Source organism: Streptomyces sp. R302, assembly GCF_012927245.1.
GTDB lineage: Bacteria > Actinomycetota > Actinomycetes > Streptomycetales > Streptomycetaceae > Streptomyces.
In genome coordinates this window covers 187,595-203,916 of sequence record NZ_JABBGE010000004.1, presented here as the reverse complement: position 1 = coordinate 203,916, position 16,322 = coordinate 187,595, and the positions used below count along the sequence as shown (strand labels likewise).

The 16,322-nt window shown below is 73.9% G+C and carries 16 protein-coding genes and 1 pseudogene; 9 read left to right on the top strand and 8 right to left on the bottom strand.

All coding sequences use genetic code 11. The features are described 5' to 3' along the window. Positions 1 to 13: 13 nt before the first annotated feature. From HHL19_RS13905 to HHL19_RS13895, 3 genes are read left to right on the top strand one after another with little or no spacing between them, the layout of a single operon-like run. Positions 14 to 688 (top strand): VWA domain-containing protein, encoded by a 675-nt coding sequence (locus HHL19_RS13905; RefSeq protein WP_169090044.1) that lies wholly within the window; start codon positions 14 to 16, stop codon positions 686 to 688. Beyond that, positions 685 to 1,743, top strand: coding sequence for a PP2C family serine/threonine-protein phosphatase (locus tag HHL19_RS13900; RefSeq protein WP_346768337.1), 1,059 nt, complete (start codon positions 685 to 687; stop codon positions 1,741 to 1,743). The genes HHL19_RS13905 and HHL19_RS13900 overlap by 4 nt, the downstream gene beginning before the upstream one ends. Continuing rightward, positions 1,740 to 3,077 (top strand): protein kinase, encoded by a 1,338-nt coding sequence (locus HHL19_RS13895; RefSeq protein ID WP_169089260.1) that lies wholly within the window; start codon positions 1,740 to 1,742, stop codon positions 3,075 to 3,077. The genes HHL19_RS13900 and HHL19_RS13895 overlap by 4 nt, the downstream gene beginning before the upstream one ends. 48 nt (positions 3,078 to 3,125) lie before the next feature. Here the strand turns inward: HHL19_RS13895 and HHL19_RS13890 are convergent, their stop codons facing one another. From HHL19_RS13890 to HHL19_RS13865, 6 genes are all read right to left on the bottom strand, one after another. Beyond that, complete coding sequence (locus HHL19_RS13890) at positions 3,126 to 3,467, bottom strand: hypothetical protein (protein WP_169089258.1); 342 nt, start codon at positions 3,465 to 3,467, stop codon at positions 3,126 to 3,128. Then, positions 3,464 to 4,978 carry a hypothetical protein gene (locus HHL19_RS13885; protein ID WP_206324984.1) on the bottom strand — a complete coding sequence of 505 codons (1,515 nt, stop codon included), beginning with the start codon at positions 4,976 to 4,978 and terminating at the stop codon, positions 3,464 to 3,466. The genes HHL19_RS13890 and HHL19_RS13885 overlap by 4 nt, the downstream gene beginning before the upstream one ends. A gap of 75 nt (positions 4,979 to 5,053) precedes the next feature. After that, complete coding sequence (msrB, locus tag HHL19_RS13880; RefSeq protein ID WP_169089256.1) at positions 5,054 to 5,461, bottom strand: peptide-methionine (R)-S-oxide reductase MsrB; 408 nt, start codon at positions 5,459 to 5,461, stop codon at positions 5,054 to 5,056. 15 nt (positions 5,462 to 5,476) lie between these two features. Further along, the gene (murC, locus tag HHL19_RS13875; RefSeq protein ID WP_169089254.1) at positions 5,477 to 6,874 is read right to left on the bottom strand and encodes a UDP-N-acetylmuramate--L-alanine ligase; all 1,398 of its coding nucleotides are present in this window, start codon (positions 6,872 to 6,874) and stop codon (positions 5,477 to 5,479) included. A 123-nt stretch (positions 6,875 to 6,997) separates the two neighbouring features. Continuing rightward, positions 6,998 to 7,468 carry an indole-3-glycerol phosphate synthase gene (locus HHL19_RS13870; RefSeq protein ID WP_169089252.1) on the bottom strand — a complete coding sequence of 157 codons (471 nt, stop codon included), beginning with the start codon at positions 7,466 to 7,468 and terminating at the stop codon, positions 6,998 to 7,000. A gap of 106 nt (positions 7,469 to 7,574) precedes the next feature. Beyond that, positions 7,575 to 8,354 (bottom strand): pyrimidine reductase family protein, encoded by a 780-nt coding sequence (locus HHL19_RS13865; RefSeq protein ID WP_169089250.1) that lies wholly within the window; start codon positions 8,352 to 8,354, stop codon positions 7,575 to 7,577. Between the two features lie 36 nt (positions 8,355 to 8,390). Between HHL19_RS13865 and zapE the strand changes: the two genes are divergently transcribed. From zapE to HHL19_RS13840, 5 genes are all read left to right on the top strand, one after another. Next, positions 8,391 to 9,476 (top strand): cell division protein ZapE, encoded by a 1,086-nt coding sequence (gene zapE, locus HHL19_RS13860; RefSeq protein WP_169089248.1) that lies wholly within the window; start codon positions 8,391 to 8,393, stop codon positions 9,474 to 9,476. A gap of 33 nt (positions 9,477 to 9,509) precedes the next feature. Beyond that, positions 9,510 to 9,935 carry an OsmC family protein gene (locus HHL19_RS13855; RefSeq protein ID WP_169089246.1) on the top strand — a complete coding sequence of 142 codons (426 nt, stop codon included), beginning with the start codon at positions 9,510 to 9,512 and terminating at the stop codon, positions 9,933 to 9,935. A gap of 135 nt (positions 9,936 to 10,070) precedes the next feature. Further along, positions 10,071 to 11,435 carry an alkaline phosphatase PhoX gene (locus HHL19_RS13850; protein ID WP_169089244.1) on the top strand — a complete coding sequence of 455 codons (1,365 nt, stop codon included), beginning with the start codon at positions 10,071 to 10,073 and terminating at the stop codon, positions 11,433 to 11,435. Between the two features lie 95 nt (positions 11,436 to 11,530). Further along, positions 11,531 to 12,379: a PPK2 family polyphosphate kinase gene (locus HHL19_RS13845; RefSeq protein ID WP_206325015.1), complete on the top strand. Its 849-nt coding sequence runs from the start codon at positions 11,531 to 11,533 to the stop codon at positions 12,377 to 12,379. A gap of 71 nt (positions 12,380 to 12,450) precedes the next feature. Beyond that, positions 12,451 to 13,347 (top strand): polysaccharide deacetylase family protein, encoded by an 897-nt coding sequence (locus HHL19_RS13840; protein ID WP_346768336.1) that lies wholly within the window; start codon positions 12,451 to 12,453, stop codon positions 13,345 to 13,347. A 12-nt stretch (positions 13,348 to 13,359) separates the two neighbouring features. On the opposite strand, the gene HHL19_RS13830 is transcribed toward HHL19_RS13840, so the two are convergent. Both HHL19_RS13830 and HHL19_RS13825 read right to left on the bottom strand, forming a co-directional pair. After that, a complete protein-coding gene (locus HHL19_RS13830; RefSeq protein WP_206324982.1) occupies positions 13,360 to 14,202 on the bottom strand; it encodes an ABC transporter in 843 nt (280 codons plus the stop codon). Between the two features lie 737 nt (positions 14,203 to 14,939). Then, a pseudogene (locus HHL19_RS13825) lies at positions 14,940 to 15,536 on the bottom strand (ABC transporter ATP-binding protein); the annotation flags it as partial. A 73-nt stretch (positions 15,537 to 15,609) separates the two neighbouring features. Between HHL19_RS13825 and HHL19_RS13820 the strand changes: the two are divergent. Further along, entirely contained in the window at positions 15,610 to 16,317 is a 708-nt protein-coding gene (locus HHL19_RS13820; RefSeq protein WP_346768335.1) for an aminoacyl-tRNA hydrolase, read from the top strand. The last annotated feature ends 5 nt before the right edge of the window (positions 16,318 to 16,322 follow it).

The window sequence follows — 16,322 nt, the reverse complement described above, 5'->3', positions numbered from 1 at the left end:
CCCCGGCGGCGCCATGGCGAACCGCCCGGTGCACTTCATCTGGCTGCTCGACACCTCGTACTCGATGTCCGGCGAGAAGATCGGCCAGCTCAACTACGCGATCCGGGAGGCGATCCCGGAGATGCGCTCGGTCGCCGACGACAACCCGGCCGCCCAGCTCCTGCTGCGCACCATCACCTTCTCCACCACCGCCCGATGGCACCACAAGGACCCGGTGAAGGTGCACGACTTCACCTGGCAGGACGTGGCGCCCGACGGCACCACCAACCTCGGCGAGGCGCTGACCCTGGTCGCCGGAGAGCTGCGCACCCCGCCCATGCCCGAACGGGCCCTCAAGCCGGTGATCGCGCTGGTGTCCGACGGGGCGCCGACCGACGACTGGCGGGCCGGGCTCCGGGCCATCGAGGCGACGCCGTGGGGCCGCAAGGCGGTCCGGGTGGCCATCGCGATCGGTGCGGACGCCGACCGGGGCGTGCTCCAGGAGTTCCTGGCCAACCCGGAGCTCCGGCCGCTGGACGCCAACAGCCCCAAGCAGCTGGCCGCCGCGATCCGCTGGGCGTCGACGGCTGCCGTGAAGGCCGCCTCGCAGCCCGTCGCCGGGGGCAACGGCTCGGGCGACGGCCCGACCAAGCCGGCCGCGCCGTACGCGCCGCCGGTGCTCGCCACCGACGACGACGACGTGTGGTGAGCGCCCTGCCGATCTGGGAAGTCCTCGACACGAGCGTCATGGGGCTCGGGAAGAAGCTCAACCAGGATTCGGTCGAGACCGGCGGCACCGGGACCGCGAACGACCCCGTGATCCTCGCCGTCGCCGACGGGCACGGCTCCGCCTCGTACCCGCGCAGCGACGTCGGGGCGCGGTTCGCCGCCGAGCTCTTCGCCGCGAGGGGGCGGGAGTTCGGCGCGCTCGTCCGCCCCGGCCGGCTGCCCTGGCTGCGCGACTACGCCCGCTACGAGCTGCCCGAGCAGCTCGTACGGGACTGGCAGGACCGGGTGTGGAGCCACTGGGGCCGCCAGCCCGGCCCCGAGGGCGCGGACGCGCCCCGCGAGGAGGTCCTGCGCCAGTACGGCTCCACGCTCATCGGAGCCGTACTGGCCCCCGGTCTCTTCGTCGCCTGGCAGCTCGGCGACGGCGACCTCACCGTCGTGGACGCGGACGGGCGGGTACGCCTCCCGCTCGCCCCCGAACACGCCGAACTCGGCGACGAGACCGCCTCCCTCTGCCTCCGCAAGGCCTGGAACCTCGTCCGCGTCCACTGGGAGCCCCTCCCCGAACCGGCCCGCGCCCCCCGCCTGGTCGCCCTCTCCACCGACGGCCTCTCGAAGAGCTTCGCCTCGGACGCGGGCTTCACCGAGTTCACGGCCGGCCTGTACGAGCGGCTGTCCGCGCGCGGGCTGCCCGGGATCCGGAAGGACGTGCCTCGCTGGCTGGAGGCGGCGTCCCGGCACTCCGGCGACGACACCACGCTGGCGCTGGCCCACCGATCGGATGCTGTCTCCGATCCCCGGGAGGAGTGGGCGCGGGCTCCGGAGCCGGCGCGGCCCTGGGGCCCCGGGACGGGGGTGGATCCAACATCCGATCTTTCGGATCCAACATCCAACATCCCGGATCCAGCACCCACCCTCCCGGATCCAACATCCGATGTCTTGGATCCAACATCCAACCTCCCGGATCCAGCATCCGAAAGATCGGATCCATCCGGCGGCACGAGGAACGACGACGAGGAGACCGAACGACCATGAGCGGCATGCTCGACAACGGGGACACGCTGACGACCGGCACCGGGGAGACGCTCGTCGTCGACCGGCTGCTCGGCCAGGGCGGCCAGGGCGAGGTCTACCGGGTGACGCTTCCCGACGGTTCCGCCAAGGCGCTCAAGTGGTACTACCCCGAGAGCGCGACCCTCCAGCAGCGGCGGGTCGTCGAGGACCTGGTGGAACGGGACTTCGACGACGAGCGGTTCCTGTGGCCGACCGACTTCGTCGACGCGGCGCAGGACCGCTTCGGCTATCTGATGGACGTGCGCCCCGACCGGTTCCGGGGGCTGCCGGAGCTGTTCCGGCGGACGGTCACCACCAGTTTCCGGGAGCTGCTGACCGCCTGCCTGTACACGGTGGAGGCCTACCAGGCGCTGCACTCGCGCGGGATCGCCTACCGGGACATCTCCTGGGGCAACATCTTCTTCGACCCGGCCACCGGCGACGTCCTGGTCTGCGACAACGACAACGCGGTGGTGGAGGGCGACCGGAGCGGCATCTCCGGCACCATGGGCTTCATGGCGCCGGAGCTGGTGCGCGGCGACCCGGGGGCCATGCCCGGCACCCAGAGCGACCTGCACTCGCTGTCGGTGCTGCTCTTCATGTTCCTGGTGAACCACCACCCCTTCAGGGGGGCCAGGGAGATGAAGATCCGCTGTCTCGACGAGCACGCGGAGCGCCGACTGTACGGCGAGCAGCCGCTGTTCGTCTTCGACCCGGACGACACGGACAACCGCCCGGACCAGGTGGAGCACACGACGGCGCGGGTGCTGTGGCCGCTGGTGCCGCCGTCGCTCCAGAAGCTGTTCACGCAGAACTTCACCGTGGGGCTGCGGGACCCCTCGGCCCGGGTGCGCGAGTCCCAGTGGCGCGACGCCCTCCGGGCGGCCCGTGACGCGATCGTGGAGTGCCCGAACTGCGGCCGGCCGAACATGACCGAGCCGGGCACGACGACGCCCGGTGTCTGCTGGAAGGACAGCGCCCCGCTGGTGCTGCCGCCCCGGCTCGTGGTGACCACCCCGCCGCCCCGGTCGGAGCGGCACATCATGCTGGGGCGGGCGGCCCGGATCCACCGCCACCACCTGGCGGCCGAGCCGACCCGGCACGACTACTCGGACGGCAGCCTCGTCGCCGAGCTGATCGAGCACCCGCAGAAGCCGGGCCGGTACGGGCTCGCCAACCGCTCGGCGGAGGCGTGGACCGGCACCCGCTCGGACGGCACCAGCCAGCGGATCGTGCCGGGCCAGACGGTGCCGCTGCGCGCCGGTCTCGCCCTCGAACTGGCCGACGGCGCCCGGGCCGAGGTCCGCGCCCGCTGACCCGGGGCGACCTCGGCCGCCCCGGCCTCGCCGCCCCCTCCGGCCGCGTCAGCCGCCGAAGAACGCCAGGATCCCCTGGAGCAGGGCCATGCCGCCGCTGCCGACCGTGACGTACGGTTCGACGGCGGCGAGCGCGGTCCGGACCCGGCCCTCGTCGGCGGGGCGGTTCTCCTGCTCGGCGGCGGCGAGTTCGTCCCGTACCGTCTCCGCCCGGACGACCGCGGTGGTGGCGGCGGGCTGCTCGCGCAGCAGGGTCACCAGCTGCTCGGCGAGCGCGCGGGCGGTGACCGTCCCGTCGGCCCCGGCCTGGTGGAAGTGGTTGGTGACCTCGTTCCTCTCGCCGAAGGCGTTGCCGCTCACCTGGCTGTTGTTGAAGTTGAAGGTGCTCACGGGGTCCCCTTTCCTTGTGCCCACTGGCCGCCGGGGCCGGGCTGTGCGCCGCCGGCCCCGGGCTGGCCGGGAGTGTTCTGGACGACGTTCTGGTGCCCGAAGGCGTTGCCCTGGACGATCCCGTTGAAGTTGTACGTCGGGTTCGAGTTGATGATCTGCTTCGTCGTGTCGAAGGACGCGCTGTCGATGTGATGGTCCTTCAGGAACCGTTCGGTGGCGATGAGGATGCCGCCCTGGAGGCGCTGGAGGTAGTCCTGGGCGTCGGCGGAGTCGCTGAAGAGCATCTGCTCGGCGTCCGAGACGCGTTCGCGGATGCTGTCGGTCGCGCCGTGGTCGTACAGGGTGTTGCGGCGGGTGATGTCGCGGCGGTCGCGCCGCAGGGCCCGTTCGCGGGTGCGGCGCAGGGAGGAGCGGCGGGCGGCGCGTGACCAGGAGCCGGTGAGGCAGCGCCACCAGATGGAGTTGGTGCCGCTGAAGAGCATCCTGAAGCGGTCGAAGCCCTGGGTGGGGAGGGTGGTGACGGTGTAGAAGCGGGCGGCCGGCGGCGGGATCACGAAGATCATGAACTCCCAGGAGAGGCTGGGGGGATGGAGCCGCGCGCGCATGTGGACGGAGACGACGACCCGGCCGCCGTCGCTGATCCGTTCCAGGCTGAGGTAGGTGCGGGTGCCGGCGCCGGGCTTGATCAGTCCGGTGCGGACGAGGTCGGAGGAGATCTGGGGGCGGGGGCGGCCGACGCGCGAGTCGAGGAGTTCGCCGACGAGGTACGGGACGTGGTCGCCGGAGACGTACAGGCGGTTCCTGGCGCGCAGCCCCTCCAGGCCGGATATGTTCTCCATCTCGCGGGCGACGAAGGTGTGCAGGTCGACCGCGTCGAAGGGGCGGACGGCGAGCTTCCGTCCGGGGTTGGCGGGGTCGTCGGCGGGCTGGGAGACGTCGATGGGGTGCCAGACGACGTCCCCGACCTTCTCGCCGTGGCCGACGAACGGGTCGTGGTGGCCGGCGGAGGCGGTGTACGGCAGGACGTTGGTGCGGGCGAGGGCCCGCAGCCGGTCCTCGGCGTCGCTCTCGACGGCCGGGGCCTGCTCCTCCGGGCGGGCGTCCTCCTGGAAGACCCGCTGGGCCTCCCGCCAGGAGACGGCGAGGTCGTGGTGGGTGGCCCACCAGCCGCCGGCGAGGGCGGCGAACCCGATCGCGGCGCCGGCCCACCCGAGGAGCGGGTCGACGGCGAGTCCTGCGGGGAGGAGCGCGATGCCCACCCAGAGCGCGAGGAAGAGCAGCGACAGGGTTTGGTCCCTGGCCCGGACCCGCCGGGCGGCGACCCTCGCGTGCCGTGCGAGCGCCACCAGGTTGACCCCGAGGGGCAGCCCTATGGCGGTGAGCCGGTCGCCGGTGAGTTCGACGTCCATGTCGTGGGCGAAGGTGTCGTCGAGATAGACGTGCGCGCAGAGCTTCCTCGTCACCGCGTCCTTGCGGTAGGTGGGAAGCGGAGCTAAGTTCCGGCCGGCCATGGCGGTCCCCCTGATCCGTCACCGGACACCTTAGGGGGACCGCGGAGCCGTGTCAGGCTTCCGTCGGGGTCGGCCTCAGGCCTCCGTCGGCTTCAGCGTCAGGGAGATCGAGTTGATGCAGTAGCGCTGGTCCGTGGGGGTCGGGTAGCCCTCGCCCTCGAAGACGTGGCCGAGGTGGGAGCCGCAGCGGGCGCAGCGGACCTCGGTGCGGATCATCCCGTGGGAGGTGTCCGCGATCAGCTCGACGGCCTCGCTGTCCTTCGGGTCGAAGAAGGACGGCCAGCCGCAGTGCGACTCGAACTTCTCGCCCGACGTGAAGAGCTCGGCGCCGCAGGCGCGACAGGAGTAGACGCCCTCCGTCTTGGTGTCCGTGTACTCACCGCGGAAGGCGGGCTCCGTGCCGGCCAGCCGGAGCACCTGGTACTCCGACGGGGTCAGCTGCGCCTGCCACTCCGCGTCCGTCTTCTCGACCTCGTAGGCCATCGTCCGTCCACTCCCTCAGTTCGCCAGGCGGGCCAGGATCGCCGGACCGAGGTCCGTGACGTCGCCCGCGCCCATGGTCAGAACGAAGTCGCCGGGCCGCGCCATTCCCGCGATCACGTCGGGGACGGCCGTCTTGTCGTGGACGGGGGTGACGTCGGCGCCGGCGGCGCGGGCGGCGTCGAGGATCAGCTCGCTGGTGACGCCGGGGATCGGGTCCTCGCGGGCCGGGTAGATGTCGAGGACGACGGAGCCGTCGGCGAGGGCGAGCGCGTCGCCCATCTCCTTGCCGAGTTCCTGGGTGCGGGAGAAGAGGTGCGGCTGGAAGACGACGAGGAGGCGGGAGTCGCCGGCGGCGCCGCGCATGGCCTCCAGGTCGGCGGTCATCTCGGTGGGGTGGTGCGCGTACGAGTCGATGACCTGGACGCCCGCGGCCTCGCCCTTGAGCTGGAGGCGGCGGCCGACGCCGGTGTAGGCGGTGAGCGCCTGGGCGAGGGCGGCCGGGTCGAGGCCCGCGCGGGCGCCGGCGGCGAGGGCGGCGGCGGCGTTGTGGGCGTAGTGGCGGCCGGGGACGGAGACGGTGAAGGTGTGCTCGGCGCCGTCGAGGGCGACGGTGACCTCGCTCTTCATCCCGTTGGGGACGATCTTGAGGATGTGGGCGTCGGAGCCCTCGCCCTCGCCGACGGTGACGATGGCGAGGTCCTCGCGGCCGGCGGCGGCGACCCGGGCGGCGAGCTCGCGGGCGCCGGCGTGCTCGCCGACGACGAGGGTGCCGCCGGGGCGGAGCTTCGCGGCGAACTTCTCGAAGGACTCGTAGATCTCGTCCATGGAGGCGTAGTTCGCGTGGTGGTCGAGCTCGACGTTGAGGACGATCGCGACCTGGGGGTCGTACTTCTGGAAGCTGCGGTCGCTCTCGTCGGCCTCGGCGACGAAGACCTCGCCGACGCCGTGCCGGGCGTTGGTGCCGGGGCCCGCGAGGTCGCCGCCGATGGCGTACGAGGGGTCGAGGCCCAGCTCGGTGAGGGCGACGGCCAGCATGGAGGTGGTGGTGGTCTTGCCGTGGGTGCCGGCGACGGCGATCGCGGTGAGGCCGTCCATGAGGGAGGCGAGCGCGTCGGAGCGGTGCACGACCGGGATGCCGAGCTCGGCGGCGCGGGCCAGCTCGGGGTTGTCGGCGCGGATGGCGCTGGAGACGACGACGGCGGAGGCGTCGTCGGCGAGGTGCTCGGCGGCGTGGCCGAGGTGCACGGTGACGCCGTGGGCGCGCAGGGCCTCGGCGGTCGGGGAGTCCTTGGCGTCGCTGCCGGCGACCTTGGCGCCGCGCTGGGCGAGGATCTTCGCGATGCCCGACATTCCGGCACCGCCGATGCCGATGAAGTGCGGCCGTTCCATGGCGGCAGGGATGGCGGGTGCCATGCGGTTCTCTCCCCGGGTGTGCGTACGACGTGTCGGCTCCAGCCTAGTGGCTGTGGCCGGAGGGCCCGGGAGGCGGCGCTCCCGGGCCCTCCTGGCCGCCGTGACTCCGCCGTCACTCCGCCGTCACTCGCTGTGTGCGAAGAGTTTCAGGACGGGGACGCCGACCTTGTGGCGGGCGCGGGAGGCCCAGTCCCGGTGGAAGAACTCCTCCACGTAGTGGGGGGCGGTCAGGACGATGACCTCGTCCGCCCCGGCTTCCTCGACGACCGCCTTCATCTTGTTCAGGGGGTGGTCCTCGACCACTTGTCCGACCGCTTCGCAGCCTGCCTCTCTCAGGGCCCGGAGCGAGTGCTCCAGGGCCAGCTCGGCCGGTTCGCGGGCCGCTTTGCCCTCCGGTTCGTCCCCCTCCCGGGCCGCCTCCTTGAGTTCGCCCAGCGCGACGTCGTCGATGGCGCGCAGCAGTACGTCGGCCTGATCACCGCGCGGCTGCATCAGCACGATGAAGGACACGCCCTCGTCGCCGTGCAGGGTGGTGACGAATTCCACGTCCACGGACGTCAGGGGCTTCTCGATCATCAGAACGCTTGTGAACACCTCAGGAGCCCTTCTGCGGAAACCATCCTTCCCCGTGACCGCACGGGGATTGCGACTGTGATTGTGCCCAGCAGACGCTAAGCGGAACGGCAAATTCCGCCGATTGTCAGATCCGACGGTAGCGGCTGAAGAGGAAGCCGTCCTGCTCCAGCAGAGAAGCCAGCCCAAAGCGTGTCGGACGCGCGAGCGAAGGCCCGTGAGCGATCCGCTGGGCATCACCCGCTGTCATCGTCGGGGAGACCGTCAGGCACAGCTCGTCGAGCACCTCGGCGGCGGTGAACTGGCCGAGCAGGCGGGGCCCGCCCTCGGTGAGCTGCCGCCGCAGCCCGCGCTCGGCGAGCAGCGCGACCGCGCGGGCCGGGTCGACGGCGGCCCCTTCCCCGGCGAGGAGCACCTCGACCCCGGCGCCCCGCGCCGCGGCGATCCGCTCGGCGGGCGCCCCGGCGCCGGTCAGGATCAGGGTCGGGACCAGCGGGGCGGCGAAAAGCGGAAGGGAGAGATCCAGGTCGAGCGAGGCGGTGACGACCGCGATGACGGGGGCCGGGCCCTGGCCCGCGGCGGCCCGGCGCGCGGCGAAGGCCTCCCGGGCGCGGGCGGGCCGGTACCCCTCCTGGCGTACCGTTTCCGCACCCACGACGACCACGTCCGCGAGCCCGCGGAGGGTGCCGAAGATCCGCATGTCGGTGTCGGAGGAGAGCGGCTGCGAGCGCCCTTCGTGCTGTCCGGCGCCGTCGAGCGAGGAGACCATGTTGGCCCGCAGCCAGGTCTCGGCCTCCGCCGGATAGGCATAGGCGTCGGCCAGCTCGTCGAGGGACCACTCGCGGTCCACCGCGTTGACCTGGGGGTTCGGGGCTGTCATGTCCGTCACAGGAAACAGGCGTCGCATTCTCGCAGTCTGACACGGCGCTTACAGTGGAGAACTGTGTCGACCCGTGCCCTGAACGAAGCCGCCCCCGCAGCGGCGACCCCGCTCTCGCTGTGCTCCCGAGAGCCCCACGTCCCCGCAGACCGGCTGGTCGCGGAGATGGTCCCGCCGCCGCGCTTCGATTCGGTGCGCTTCGACACCTACCTCCCGGACCCGAACCAGCCGAGCCAGTGCGAGGCCGTCAAGGCGCTCTCCGGCTTCGCCGAGACCCTCGGCGGGGCGCACGCGACCGGCGCGGGCCGCCGCCGCTGGTTCGCCCGCAAGCCCGCCGCCCCGGCCGGCCCGCGCGGCGTCTACCTCGACGGCGGCTACGGCGTCGGCAAGACCCACCTGCTCGCCTCCCTCTGGCACGCCACCCCCGCCGAGCCCTCGCTGAAGGCCTTCGGCACCTTCGTGGAGCTGACGAACCTGGTCGGCGCGCTCGGCTTCCAGAAGACGGTGCAGACGCTGAGCGGGCACCGCCTCCTGTGCATCGACGAGTTCGAGCTGGACGACCCGGGCGACACCGTCCTCGTCTCCAGCCTCCTCGGCAAGCTGGTCGAGGCCGGCGTGGCGCTCGCCGCCACCTCCAACACGCTCCCGGGCAAGCTCGGCGAGGGCCGCTTCGCCGCCGCCGACTTCCTCCGCGAGATCCAGGGCCTCTCCGCGCACTTCAGGCCGCTGCGGATCGACGGCGAGGACTACCGCCACCGGGGCCTGCCCGAGGCCCCCGCGCCCCACTCCGACCAGGTCGTCACGGAGACCGCGTACCGGACCCCGGGCGCCTCCCTCGACGACTTCCCGCACCTGCTCGAACACCTGGCCAGGGTTCACCCGAGCCGGTACGGAGCCCTCACCGACGACCTGACGGCGGTCTGCCTCACCGACGTCGGCCCGATCCCCGACCAGTCGACCGCGCTGCGGCTCGTCGTCCTCGCCGACCGCCTCTACGACCGCGAGATACCGGTGCTCGCCTCCGGCCTCCCCTTCGACCGGCTGTTCAGTGACGAGATGCTGAACGGCGGCTACAAGAAGAAGTACTTCCGCGCCATCTCCCGGCTCACCGCACTGGCGAGGGACGCGAAGGGGCTCGTGGCGCAGTAGGTTGGGGCCCTATCCGATAGGAAGGGATCCATCATGGCCTCCGTCCGTCACGCCCACACCGTCTGGCAGGGCAACCTCTTCAAGGGCTCCGGCGTCGTCACCTTCGACTCCTCCGGCCTCGGTTCGTACGACGTCTCCTGGCCGGCCCGCACCGAGGAGCCGAACGGCAAGACCAGTCCCGAGGAGCTGATCGCCGCCGCGCAGTCCTCCTGCTACTCGATGGCCTTCTCGAACGTCCTGGACAAGGCGGGCACCCCGCCCACCCGTCTGGAGACCAGGACGGACGTCACCTTCCAGCCGGGCGAGGGCATCACCAGCGTCCACATCACCGTGCGCGGCGAGGTCCCGGGCCTGGACGCCGAGCAGTTCCAGGCGGCCGCCGAGGAGGGCAAGAAGAACTGCCCGGTCAGCCAGGCTCTCGCCGGCACGACGATCACGCTGAAGGCCGAGCTGGTCTGAGGTCCCGTCACCCCGGGGCCACAGGGTCGTCTTTGCGCCATCCGAGGCGCCGTGGACCCGCGTCATGGCATCACGCACACCGCTGCGTGGTACATGAAGCGGGTCCACACCTGTTTCGGCGGGAAGGCCCCCCTCATGGCAGTGACGCGACGTCAGATCCTGGCCGGCACCGGCGCCTCCGTCGCCGGGATCGCCTTCACCGGCGCCCTGGCCGACCTCTTCACCGGCACCCCCGCCGCCGCGGCACCACGCGGCGGCGGCCACGGCCCGCTCCTCCCCGACCCGGCCGGCCTGCTCGACCTCCCGGCCGGCTTCTCCTACCGGGTCCTCTCCCGCGAGGGCGAGCCGCTCCGCTCCGGCGAGGGGGCGGTTCCCGGCCACTGCGACGGCATGGGCGCCTTCGCGGGGCCGCGCGGCGGCGTCCGGCTCGTCCGCAACCACGAGAACCGCCCCTCCGCCCTCCGTCCCGTCCCACTCGCCCCCGGACTGGTCTACGACCGGGGCGGCAAGGGCGGCTGCACCGTCCTCGACCTCGACGCGCACGGCGGGGTCCGCGGCGAGCGCGTCGGCATCGCCGGCACCGCCGTCAACTGCGCGGGCGGCCCCACCCCCTGGGGCACCTGGCTGACCTGCGAGGAGACCGAGGACAAGGCCGGGACGAGGGGGTACGAGAAGGACCACGGCTTCGTCTTCGAGGTCGACCCGGCCGACCCGCGCCGCAGCGGCGCCGTCCCGCTCACCGCCCTCGGCCGCTTCGCCCACGAGGCCGTCGCCGTCGACCCGCGCACCGGGATCGTCTACGAGACGGAGGACGCCTTCGAGCACCCCTTCGGCCTCTTCTACCGCTTCCTGCCCGACCGCCCGCACGGCGGGCCCGGCTCGCTGCGCGCGGGCGGCACCCTGGAGGCCCTGCGGGTGCCCGGCGTCCCCGACCTGTCCGTGGTGCGGGAGGCGGGGACGGTCTTCGAGGCCGTGGAGTGGGTGCCGGTGCCGGACCCGCAGGCGAGCGCGACGCCCATCCGCTTCCAGGACTTCGGGCGCGGCGGCATCACCCACGCGCAGAAGCTGGAGGGCTGCTACTGGGGCGGCCGCGCCGTCCACTTCGTCTCCTCCTTCGCCCGCGCCTCCGACGGCTCCGGCGCCACCCACTTCGGGCAGGTGTGGAAGTACGAGCCGGCCGCCCGGTGCCTGACCCTGGCCGTCGTCTTCGGCCCCGACACCGACGTCCGTCTCCCCGGCGAGTCCCCCGACAACATCTGCCTGGCGCCCGCCGGCGGCCTGATGGTCTGCGAGGACGGCGGCGGGGCGCAGCACGTCTTCGGCGTGGACCGGCGGGGCAAGGTGTACCCGGTGGCGCGGAACCGGCAGGACGTGGGCGGGCCGGGCGCCCCCGAGTGGGGCGAGTTCGCGGGCGTCACCTTCTCCCCGGACTGCTCGACGATGTACGTGAACTGCTACGACCCCGGCACCACGTTCGCCGTCACCGGCCCGTGGCGCTGACCCCGGGCGCGGCGGGAAGGAAGGGACGCACGGTGGCGGAGGAGCGCGGCGGGACCCGGCACGGACCGGACGGTGACGGGGGCCGGGCCGTACCCCTGAGCGCGGCGCTGCGGCTTCCGCCGGGCGAGCGCGTGGACCTCTCCGCGTACGACACCCGGGCCACCCCCGGCGGCCCGGGCGGCGAGGACGGCCCGGGCGGCAAGACGGCCGGGCGCGCCGCCACCGCGCTCCTCGCGCCGCGGCTCGCCGCGCTCCAGGAGCGGCTGTACGCGGCGAGCACGGCGGGCGACCGAAGGCGGCTGCTGCTGGTCCTCCAGGGCATGGACACCAGCGGCAAGGGCGGCACGGTCAAGCACGTCATCGGCCACTTCAACCCGTCCGGCTGCCGGATCCGGGCCTTCAAGGCGCCCACCGAGGAGGAGCGCGCCCACCCGTTCCTGTGGCGGGTCACCCGGGCGCTGCCGCGGCCCGGCGAGATCGGCATCTTCGACCGCTCCCACTACGAGGACGTGCTCATCGCCCGGGTCAGGGAACTGGTCCCGCGCGCGGAGGTGGAGCGGCGCTACGAGGAGATCGACCGCTTCGAGCGGGCGCTCGCCGAGGACGGGGTGACGCTCGTGAAGGTCTTCCTGCACCTCTCGTACGAGGAGCAGCGCGCGCGGCTCCTGGAGCGCCTGGACAACCCGGAGAAGCACTGGAAGTTCGACCCGGCCGACATCGAGGAGCGGACCCGCTGGCCCGCCTACCAGGAGGCGTACGAGCTGGCCCTGGAGCGCTGCTCGTCGCCGGAGGCTCCCTGGTACGTGGTCCCGGCGGACCGGAAGTGGTACCGGAACTGGGCGGTGAGCACGCTGCTCCTGGAGCACCTGGAGGCGCTGGACCCGCGCTATCCGCGGGCCGGCTTCGACGTGGCGGGGTGCCGGAGGCGCCTGCTCGCGACCTGACGGGTGACGGGAGGGCGCCCTTCCGGGGGTGTGACGACGGACCTCCGAGTCCGATCGGATAGCTTCCGTTCGTGACCATTTCTGTACGTAAAGTGGCGGCGCTCGGTGTGCTGGGCGCCGTTCTGGTCGGCTGCGGCGGGGGCGCCGACACCCCCGCGGCGGGTCCGACGACCGCGGCCGCCTCCCCCACGAAGCCGACCGCCGCGCCGGGCGCGAAGCCCGCACCCGCCGCGAAGCCCTCGCCCGCCGCGCGGCCCGCCGCGCCGCCCACCCTGGCGGCCGGCCCCCAGGGCCGTACCCCCGTGTACGAACGGCGGACCGGCCGGAGCGCCGAGAAGGTCGTCGCGCTCACCTTCGACGCCGACATGACCGCCGACCAGGGCCCACGGGCGGCGCGCGGCGAACGCTTCGACAACCCGGAGCTCATCGCCACGCTGCGCCGCCTGAAGGTGGACGCCACGATCTTCATGACGGGCCGCTGGGCGGAGGAGTACCCCGACCAGGCCCGCTCGATCGGCACCGACCCCCGCTTCGAGATCGCCAACCACTCCTACAGCCACTACGCCTTCGCCGAGCCCTGCTACGGCCTGCCGGCGGTCGCCGAGCCGGACATGGCGGCCGACGTGAAGCGCGCCTTCGACTCCTTCCGGAACGCCGGGGCCGTCAACGTCGTGCCGTACTTCCGCTTCCCCGGCGGCTGCTACGACGACGCCGCGCTGCACGCCCTCGCCCCCGCCCGGGTCACCGCCGTGCAGTGGGACGTGGTCGGCGGCGACGCCTTCGCGAAGGACCCCGACGCGGTGGCCGAGCAGGTCCTCTCCGGCGTCCGCCCGGGCTCCGTGGTCGTCCTGCACTGCACCCGCAGCGCCGCCCCGGCCACCGAGCGGGCCATGCGCCGCGTGGTCCCCGAACTCCGGGCACGCGGCTACCGCTTCGTGAAGGTGTCGGAGCTGATGCGGGAAGGCTGACGGGGCGGTGCCTCAGCCGGAGCAGGCGGTGCGCTGGGCCTCCTGCCACTCGCAGACCGGGCACAGCACGATCCCCTTGACCGATTCCGCGTACTCGGTCGGCTCCAGGCACAGCACGCAGCGCGCGTACGGCCCCTCGGCGGCCTTGGGCGGCCGGGGCGCGGGCTCGGGGGCGCAGTACGCGGCGGATTCCGTGGTCATGACACCGAGGCTACTCCGCCTCACTCCAGGCGCGGCGGCTCTCACGGCCGCGGCCGCCGTCGCGGCGGCGAGGAGGACGGCGGCGGCGCAGGCCCCCCACGGCGCTCCGGCGGACGCGACGAGGGCGGTGACCGCGTGCTTCGCGGGCGAGCCGGTGGTCACCAGGGCGAGCAGCGAGCCGAGCAGCAGCCCGGCCACCGACCAGCCCGGCGCCTTCACGAACGGCCGCGAGGCAAGCGCCCCGACAGCCGCGCCGGTGAGCGCGCAGGCGGTGGTGGCCGGCAGCCCGGCGAGCAGGGCGGCCGCTCCGCCCGTCCCGGCGAGGTCACCCGTGCCCGTCACCACGCCGACCGCGACCGCGCCCACGAGGACGGGCCCCCCGGCGCCGGTGAGCAGGGCGGCCAGGTGCGCGCGGTTCCGCCCGCCGGCCGCGGCGGTCACCGCCCGCGCGGCGGCCTCCTCCTGCGTCAGGCAGATCCGCACCGACCAGGCCGCGACCGGCACGAGCCCGGCCGCCGCGATCCCGAGCGACCCGAGGACGGGATCCCCGGGCCGGACGCCGACCGCGACCAGCGCCGCGTACAGGAGCAGCGGAGCGAGCCACCGCTGGGAGCGCAGGAACAGGGCGGAGTGGTACCGCAGCAGCGCCGTCATGGGCGTTCCCCCTCCGCCCCGGCCCGGTCGGGTTCGACGCGATGGACGTGCCAGGCGGCGGCGAGCAGGGCGCGCAGCAGGTCGTCGGAGTGCGGCGCGGCGACGTGGAACACCACAGACCCGCCGGCCGCACGCGGCGCCCTGGTGGCGCCGCCGGGAAGGGGGTCGGGCAGGGGACGGGCACCGGAGGCGACGACGCGAACGGGGGCGTGGCCGGGAGCGTGGCCGGGCGGGTGCGGGTGGTCGCGACCCTCCACGACGGTCGGGGTCGTGTCGGGTTCGCCCGCGAGGCGGCGCGGGCCCAGGTGGTCGCGGCCCTCCGCGACGGACAGGGGCGCACCGGGGTCGCCCACCAGGCAGCCCGGGTCCAGGTGGTCGCGACCCTCCACGACGGTCGGGGTCGTGTCGGGTTCGCCCACCAAGCGGCGCGGGTCCAGGTGGTCGCGACCCTCCACGACGGTCGGGGTCGTGTCGGGTTCGCCCACCAAGCGGCGCGGGTCCAGGTGGTCGCGGCCCTCCACGACGGACAGGGGCGCACCGGGGTCGCCCACCAAGCAGCCCGGGTCCAGCTGGTCGCGACCCTCCACGACGGTCGGGGTCGTGTCGGGTTCGCCCGCGAGGCGGCGCGGGTCCGGGCAGACGCGGCCCTCCGCGACGGACAGGGGCGCGCCGGGGTCGCCCGCCAGGCGGCCCGGGTCCGGGCGGACGCGGCGCTCCGCGACGGTCAGGGTCGTGTCGGGGTCCCCCGCCAAGCGGCGGGGGTCGTGGTCGACGAAGAGGGCGGTGGCGCCGGCCGCGACGCGCTCGCGGACCGCCGCGTCGAGTTCCGCGCGGGCCTCGGGGTCGAGGCCGGTCCAGGCCTCGTCCAGGACGAGGAGTTCGGGGTCCGCGAGCAGGGCCTGGGCGACGGCCACCTTCTGGGCGGTGCCCTTGGAGAGGGCGGCCAGCGGGGTCCCGGCGTACGCGTCCGCGCCGAAGCGGGCCAGCCACTCCCCCGCGCGGGCCCGGGCCGGGGCCGTCCGCAGGCCCTGGAGGCGGCCCAGGTGGACCAGGTAGTCGAGGGCGGTGAACGGCAGGGCGGGCGGGAAGCGCTCGGGGACGTACGCGGTCCTGGCCGGGCGGCCGGTGATCCGGCCCTCGGCGGGCGCGTCGACACCGGCGACCAGGCGCAGCAGCGTCGACTTGCCGGTGCCGTTCGCGCCGGTGACCCGGACGAGCCGGCCGGCGGGCAGCTCCGCGTCGACGCCCCGCAGCACCCACGGGCCGCGCGGCCCGTACCGGCGCCCCACCCCCGTGAGCCGCACCGGCTCCCGCGCTCCGACGATCGTGCTCATGGAGGGGATCCTCGCCCGGCCCCGGACCGGGCCGCAAGATCCGCCTCCCGGGGGCCGGTGGCAGACTTGCCGGGTGAGCAGCAACGACACCGATCCCCGCGACGAGAAGCCGCAGTTCGTCCTGCCCCTGGTGGTACGGATCGAGCGCGACGCGCCCCCGGCCCGCACCGACGCCCTGCAGACCGCGGCCCGCGCCGTGCTCTCGCTCCTCACCGACGAGCGGTCGCTCGGCGACGGCGAGTGGGCGACGGCCGTCGCCGACTGGGAGGACGCCCGCATCCGCAAGGTCGTACGGCGGGCCCGCGGCGCGGAGTGGCGGCGCGCCGAGGCCCTGCCCGGCATCACGGTGACCGGCGAGACCGCGGAGGTACGCGTCTTCCCGCCGGTCCCCCTGGACGGCTGGCCCAAGGAGCTGGCCAAGCTCCAGGTCTCCGGCACCGACCTCGACGACCCGGCCGCGCCGGGACCCGTGCCGGAAGGCGCGGCGGTGCTGTGGATGAACCCGGGGCTCGGCATGTCGGCCGGCAAGGCGATGGCCCAGGCCGGGCACGGCGCCCAGCTGCTGTGGTGGGCCCTGGACGACGACGCCCGCGCCGCCTGGCGGGAGGCGGGCTTCCCGCTGGCCGTGCGCACGGCGCCGGAGGCGGAGTGGCCCGCGCTCGCCGCGAGCGGCCTGCCGGTGGTCAGGGACGCGGGCTTCACGGAGATCGCGCCGGGCAGCGCGACGGTGGTGTCGGCGTACCCCGGTGTCCTGGCCGTGGCGCCCGGAAACCTCAAATGAAGCTC